The sequence below is a fragment of the Calothrix rhizosoleniae SC01 genome (genome assembly GCF_900185595.1).
In the GTDB taxonomy this organism is placed as follows: domain Bacteria; phylum Cyanobacteriota; class Cyanobacteriia; order Cyanobacteriales; family Nostocaceae; genus Calothrix_A; species Calothrix_A rhizosoleniae.
In genome coordinates this window covers 1-6,916 of the sequence record NZ_FYBH01000147.1, presented here as the reverse complement: position 1 = coordinate 6,916, position 6,916 = coordinate 1, and the positions used below count along the sequence as shown (strand labels likewise).

Genomic DNA, 6,916 nt, shown 5'->3' with positions numbered 1-6,916 from the left:
GTTTAAAATACTATTATATTTTTCAATATATGATACAGCTATCTTCTAACTGTGTCAATTAAGTTTATGGTTTTTTTTGGAGTTTCTCTATTAGCACTCATCCACCGCCCTAAAATCGCTGCACAATAGTCAGGGTTAATTTCTGCACCATGACAAATTCTACCCAATTGCTCCGCAGCTATAAGAGTAGTACCGCTACCTAAAAACGGGTCAACAATAACATCATGTTTGCTTGTTAATCGGTCAATCCAGGTTAAGACGAAATCAATAGGTTTTCTACCAGGATGATCATTATCATCACCATCTATAATTTGGATAATGCCCTCAGAATAGTTTTGATTACGAATTCCCGTAACCTTATAAGGACTAGATTCCCGGCAGAACACTGCTGCAATAATATGGTTCCTATACCCCATAGGTCCTTTGCTCATACCATTTTTTATCCAATGTCCAATCATACATTTGTAGGGCATAGTTGTCTTTTTAAGGAAGTGAGCAAAAGACTCGTCTCCGGGAGTAACAATGACTAAATCAGCTTTCTTAATTAACCAATCATGATTCCATTCAAACCCTATATCCCAATCTGCAATTCCAGCATTGTAAGGTGGATCTGCAATTGCTAATTTTGCAGGCGGTGCATCCCAAGTAGAAGAATCACAACAAGTTAAAGTGTGATTTCCTAATTGCCATACATCACCAAACAAGACAGATGGTGACTCTGATATTTCCATAGAGAAAATCTTATCCACCGCCTGCTCAATTGTTTTTTTAGCTACTTCCTGCTTAACATCTTTACGGTATTTAGCTAACTTTTTTATTCTTTTACCAATTAACCTATCCTGGTTGAACCGTTTCATGACTTCTTCTTTAATTTCATTAGGTTCTGTTCTCAGTTGATAAGCATCTGCAACTGTTATTTCTCCATTGCGGATGAACTCCCAAACATCAGGGAATGAATCTTTAATAGACTTTGCTGATTTTACAGTTCTAGTTCCAATATTTAGTTGTTCAGCAGCTTCTTTAATTAAATGTTGATTGCTCCCATTGCCACCTTTTTGTAGGTTTGTAATATCAGCAGCAATTGCTGCCCTTTGACTTTCGTTTAAATGCCTTCGTTTAACGTTAAGTGAAATAACTTTCCATAAGACTCGAGATTCAGTTAAATCTACATAGTCAATCTTCGGCTGAATACCTAATTATTTACAAATTTCGTAACGATGCCTACCATCAATTATTTGATTAGTTCCCTTTAAGACTGTGATTGCTATACCTTGCCCATTGATATTAATATCTGCCCTCAAGTTATAAAATTCTTCCTGGCTCAAAGGCGGAAATAAGAAAACATAGGGATGGTAGATTAACTCTTCTACTTGCTGGTGGTGAGATTTAACATTAGATTGTCTTCTAGCCATGATTCAAAACCAAGCACTACTGAATTGAGGTTACTTGTCTTTAGGGACTTCCAATTAAAAAATATCCCAAAATATTTTGTAGTACAGGCATCTTGCCTGCTAATGATAAAGAACGGGCAAGATGCCTGCACTACAACATGAGATAATCTATTTTCTGGAGTTCCCTTAAGAGAGACAAGGTTAAGTTTTCTTGCCACCCTTGCAAAATTATACTGGCTAATTCTTAAATAGTACATATTTACTATCAAGATTTCATCATTTAATAACTGAAGTTTCACACGGTGTGCAACTTTCTACGCCAGAATAAGTATTTCAGCCTTTCTTTGGCAAAGTTCCTTTTCTGAAAACTACTAAAATCAATGGCAAAAAAAGCTGCACACGGTGTCAGTTTCTGTTGTTGTTGCAATAATAGAAAAAAAATCGAATAGATTCGCGCTCTAAAAAGCATTTTAGTTAATAGGCAGTTGAATATATACAGTTATCACCAATATTTCTCTCAATTACCATCTATTTCTTCCTCCTCCTACCGACAACAATTATCACAATGCCCACAACGCCAATTCTCTGCCTCTTTGCTGAACCCAAAAGCATTTAATAAAAATTGCCACCGACATTTTTTCGTATTTAAATATTTATTCATTTGTTGAGCCGCATCAAGCTGCTTTTTCTGCGATTTTTGCTTACCAGAAACCACAACATAATGAAAAGGATCGAGCCATTTTAGTTGTCCATGACTGTGGAGAAGAGAAAGAGCGATCGCACCATCACGGGGAAATTCTTTCACAACTGCTGCAACTTCCCCCTGGGATGGTATCTTTTTAATTAACTTCTGGGCTTCTAGTTGTTGCGATCGCATTTTATCCAGAAAAAATCTTTGCCTTTGCTTATCTTCTGGAGCTAACCATCCTGTAGGCTCACTAATCAAAGTCAGCGCCTCGGCTTTTTTCCCATCTCTTCCCCCACGTCCAATTTCCTGCACATATTCCGATAGTAATAAAGGGGCTTGAAAGTGGACTACCCACCGACAATTTGGCTTGTCTATCCCCATACCAAAGGCTGAGGTACAAATAACAAAGGGGATTTTCCCCTCCAACCAATCAGCTTCCAGACGACGGCGTATTTCTCCCCCCAATCCCCCATGATAAGCTGCCGTTACATATCCCATACCCGATAACATTGCTGCGAGATTTTCACTATCTCTGCGGGTACGGACATAAACCAAACCCGGCTTTTTGGGTCTATTTTGAATAAATTGACATAATTGTTGTTTGCGACCCCTTGGTGTCCAAACTGTGCGTATTTGGGGACAAATATTTTGGCGGTAGGGATTGAGACGGAAAACCTTTGGTTGTTGTAATTGTAAAGTCGTTTGAATTATCTGTTGGGCTGCGGGATCGGCTGTAGCGGTAAAAGCTGCGATCGCAATTTTTGTTCCTGGTGGCTTAGACTTTAATAATGCTGGTCTGACTGCTCCCAATCTGCGGTAAGCTGGTCTGAATGTATCCCCCCACTGAGCTAAACAATGGGCTTCATCCAGAATCAAACCATTAATTATCAATTGGGGTTGACATAATCTCTCCCATACCTGGGGACTTAATAAAGTCTCTGGGGATAAATACAACAACCTCAATTGTTGCCTTTCTAAAGCTTGGAGAGTTATTCGCCTTTGTTTGATAGGTAATTCGCTGTGTAAAAGTGCTGCCTTCAATTGACGTTGGCGTAAATCCTGGACTTGGTTTTCCATCAGTGCTACTAATGGAGATATTACCAAAGTTAATCCAGTTTGCAATAGGGCTGGTACTTGAAAACAAATAGACTTGCCCCCACCTGTAGGCATAATAATTAAAGCATCTTTCTTTGCCAGCAAACTATGAATAATTTCTCCTTGGGGTGGACGGAAGTCTTCATAACCCCAAACTTGTTTTAAAGTGTTGCGGGCTTTTGTCCAGGATGTTGTGGCAAGATGATTCATAACTCGGTGGGTATTGATTCACGAATATATCCCCTATCCTTGACGAAATAGTTCAGTAGTTATATCAGTTTCTTTAGACTTCTCCGGAAATGAGATATTTACCCTGACTACATAAGGCTTTTATATTCTTTTTCGGAGATATATTTTATAAAAATGCGCCGAATTCAGCCCACGCAGGTGTCTACCCTGCGGGAAGCCGCTCCGCGTCTAATGTTTGGGCAGCCCCACTCTTCTGGGGTGAAGGCAATTAAACGCAGCCTCATACAGAATTGGTATAAGTCCTAAATAAATTAAATTCAATAATATTTTGTTATTGGTTAACTTTTTGCCAAACATGTTATCAATCCCCATACAATAATTTACTACTGACTTAATTGTTAATATTGAAAATAATCATATGTCCATAAAAAACAGTTGAAAAATTACTATATATTTTGTAGAGTACAAAATAAAAACTAAGTATTCATAGGCTTCTATCACCTAATATAATTGACTTTTGCAGCTATAGTTACATACTCCCATCCAAGATTCATGACATTTATTAATAAAACATTAAGCCCGATAAATGTGTTTAAAAAACACTTGAAAATAAGTTGAAGAATAAGCTAAAAGATTTATAGAAATCAGTTATCAATAAATAGTATGACCACATCTTCAACTGCGAAATCCGATAATTTATCCACAGTTAATACCGAATCACAATATACTGCATCATCCATAAACACTTTTGAAGACAATCAAGATCTTTCTGTATCGAGTCTGAGTGGTTCTTCATCTTCCGATGTCTCAGCAAGTTTTAACACTAGTCCTTACATTACTAGCCCTGCTATTTATGCAGACTTTAACGGTGATGGGAACAATGACAAATTTTGGTACAACACCGAAACTGGAGAAACACAAGTTTGGCTAATGGATGGGTCAAATGTTTCTTCAGAAGCTAATCTCAATACTATGGCAACATCTAGTTTTACAATTGGCGATTTTAACGGTGATGGTAAAACAGACATAGTTTGGCAAAACCAACAGACTGGTGAAATGACTATGTGGCTGATGGATGGCACTAGCATTTCCTCTGAAGCCTCTTTAGGAACTGTTGATACAGGCTTTAGTGACTATAGCATCAGCGATTTTGACGGTGATGGTAAAACAGACATCTTTTTACGCAATCAGACAACAGGGGAAAATGTTATTTGGGTAATGGATGGGACAAGCATTCAGTCTTCATCTACTTTAGAAAACAAAGATTCTTCCTGGACTTATACTATGGGAGAATTTAACCCTAACTTCACTAACGATATCTTTTGGCATAATACCGAAACGGGTGAAAATTCCATCTGGTTTATGAATGGTACAACAGCTACTGAGACTGCCCTTGATACCTTTGGTGCTGGTTGGGATTATAAAGTTGGTGATTTTAATGGAGACTGGACTACAGATATTCTCTGGACTAATTCTGCCACTGGTGAGAATACCCTCTGGGAAATTAATGGTAGTCAAGCTAATGCAACCACTCTAGACACTGTCGGTACTGGTTTCGAGTCTAGTATTGGAGACTTCGACGGTGACGGCACAATGGATATACTCTGGCATAATCAAGAAACCGGTGAGAGTACTGTCTGGATCATGGATGGTGGAAATGTGTCTAAAGTCGAGTTAGGTAATTCTGGTGCTGGTATGCAAGCGACTGTTGGTGATTATGATGGAGATGGCGATACTGACATCCTCTGGCGTAATTCGAGTACTGGTGATAACTACGTAACTTTGGTAAGTAATGATGGTAATTATACTACTACTCCTGTTGCTACTCTTTCCCAGGAATGGGTGACTTTTTAGGAAGTATTTTGCAATCAGTGTAAAAGTAACTCCTCGATAGAAGGCACAGTTATCAAGGCTTTGGTGGGAACTTAGGTTATTTCTGAAAATAATTTTACCAATGACAAGGGCGCAAGGCTTGCGCCCCTACGGTGAATTTGTAATCGCCTGGTAATTTTAATTCTAGAAATCTCCTTAAACCCCAAAATAAATATATCAGTCTTTACTGATCAATATTAAAGCCTCACTTCTCTAGAGTAAAACATGATAATTAAAAGTAGAACTGGCAACGTCAGTTCTACTTTTTATATCTATTCAATAAAATTTATTGGTTAGTATATCAATAGCAAAAATATCAATAGAATATATATAATCAACAACATTATCAACATTAATTAGATGTTGATTGATGACATAAATTATCAAAATAATAAGTAAAAATAATGAAGAATACCAACAAGAAATATTATGTTATCTGCTGTATCTTCTGTAAAAAAATCTCAAGAAATAATTGATACTCAATCTATTCCTAACTCATCATCCAATAGTTTTGATGAAAACCTGGATAGCAACAATCAAAATTTTTACTCCAGCAGTTCATCACAAGTATTTTTAGATGAACCAGAACTGGAATTAGCGGGAAGCAATCCTAATCCCAATCCTGTGTTTAGTAATGCAGCAGTTATTACAGATTTCAATGGTGATGGCAAAACTGATAAATTCTGGCGTAATAATACAACAGGAGAAACTGCCATTTGGTTGATGAATGGAGAGAGTATCTTATCTGCCGAAAATTTGGAAAATGTTGACTCTAATTGGAATTACAGTATTGCAGATTTCAATGATGATGGTAAGAGTGACCTGTTTTGGCGCAATCAAACTACAGGTGAAAATCTCATTTGGCTGATGAATGGAACAAAAGTTTCTTCAAGTGTAAATCTGCAAAATATTGATTCTAATTGGAATTACAGTATTACAGATTTCAATGGTGATGGTAAGAGTGACCTGTTTTGGCGCAATCAGACTACAGGTGAAAATGCCACTTGGTTAATTAATAATACCACTGTTACTAAGACTGCCTTTTTATCTCAACAGGACTCAAGCTGGACTGCTAATGTTGTTGATTTTGATGGTAATGGTAAGAGTGACTTGTTTTGGCGTAATCAGACTACAGGTGAGAATAAAGTTTGGTTTATGGATGGCACAGATTTATCAGAGTTTTCTCTATCAAGTTTTGACTCTAGTTGGAACGTGGCTAGTTTAGGTGATTTTGATGGTGATAACAGAACTGATATTCTCTGGCGACAGGAGGAAACAGGGGAAAATTCTGTTTGGCTAATGAATGGAATTTTCAATATTAGTGGTTCTTTAGAATCACGGGATTCATCTTGGACACCAAGTATTGGTGATTTCAATGGTGATGGGAAAACCGATATTTTTTGGCATAATCAAGTAACCGGAGAAAATACAGCTTGGATGATGGATGGTACAACAATTACGACTGCTGCTTTCCTACCGACAAATGAATCATCTTCTCAAGCCAGTATTGGTGATTTTGATGGTGATGGGAAAACAGACGTTTTTTGGCGTAATTCTGAAACTGGTGATGGTAGCATTTGGTTAATGGATGGTACTACTGCGACGGAAACTCCTTTACCTCAACTTTCTCCAGAATGGACTACTTATTAGCTGAAACAGCAATCTAGATCATAACAATTTT

5 protein-coding genes are annotated in these 6,916 nt (G+C 37.5%); 2 read left to right on the top strand and 3 right to left on the bottom strand.

The features are described from left to right. Nucleotides 1-38: 38 nt before the first annotated feature. From CALSC_RS08815 to CALSC_RS08805, 3 genes are all read right to left on the bottom strand, one after another. Complete coding sequence (locus CALSC_RS08815) at nucleotides 39-857, bottom strand: DNA methyltransferase (RefSeq protein ID WP_088240994.1); 819 nt, start codon at nucleotides 855-857, stop codon at nucleotides 39-41. 339 nt (nucleotides 858-1,196) lie between these two features. Then, the gene (locus tag CALSC_RS08810) at nucleotides 1,197-1,412 is read right to left on the bottom strand and encodes a ParB N-terminal domain-containing protein (protein WP_088240993.1); all 216 of its coding nucleotides are present in this window, start codon (nucleotides 1,410-1,412) and stop codon (nucleotides 1,197-1,199) included. A gap of 523 nt (nucleotides 1,413-1,935) precedes the next feature. Then, the gene (locus CALSC_RS08805) at nucleotides 1,936-3,384 is read right to left on the bottom strand and encodes a RecQ family ATP-dependent DNA helicase (protein ID WP_088240992.1); all 1,449 of its coding nucleotides are present in this window, start codon (nucleotides 3,382-3,384) and stop codon (nucleotides 1,936-1,938) included. Nucleotides 3,385-4,026: 642 nt separating this feature from the next. On the opposite strand from CALSC_RS08805, the gene CALSC_RS08800 reads away from it, so the two are divergent. Both CALSC_RS08800 and CALSC_RS08795 read left to right on the top strand, forming a co-directional pair. Then, entirely contained in the window at nucleotides 4,027-5,217 is a 1,191-nt protein-coding gene (locus CALSC_RS08800) for an FG-GAP repeat domain-containing protein (RefSeq protein WP_088240991.1), read from the top strand. 447 nt (nucleotides 5,218-5,664) lie between these two features. After that, entirely contained in the window at nucleotides 5,665-6,885 is a 1,221-nt protein-coding gene (locus CALSC_RS08795; protein ID WP_088240990.1) for an FG-GAP repeat domain-containing protein, read from the top strand. Nucleotides 6,886-6,916 lie beyond the last annotated feature (31 nt).

Excerpts from the sequence above, each read along its gene's own strand:
- CALSC_RS08795 (WP_088240990.1), top strand. The coding sequence starts at position 5,665 with ATGTTATCTGCTGTATCTTCTGTAAAAAAATCTCAAGAAATAATTGAT.
- CALSC_RS08815 (WP_088240994.1), bottom strand. The coding sequence starts at position 857 with ATGAAACGGTTCAACCAGGATAGGTTAATTGGTAAAAGAATAAAAAAG.
- CALSC_RS08810 (WP_088240993.1), bottom strand. The coding sequence starts at position 1,412 with ATGGCTAGAAGACAATCTAATGTTAAATCTCACCACCAGCAAGTAGAA.
- CALSC_RS08805 (WP_088240992.1), bottom strand. The coding sequence starts at position 3,384 with ATGAATCATCTTGCCACAACATCCTGGACAAAAGCCCGCAACACTTTA.
- CALSC_RS08800 (WP_088240991.1), top strand. The coding sequence starts at position 4,027 with ATGACCACATCTTCAACTGCGAAATCCGATAATTTATCCACAGTTAAT.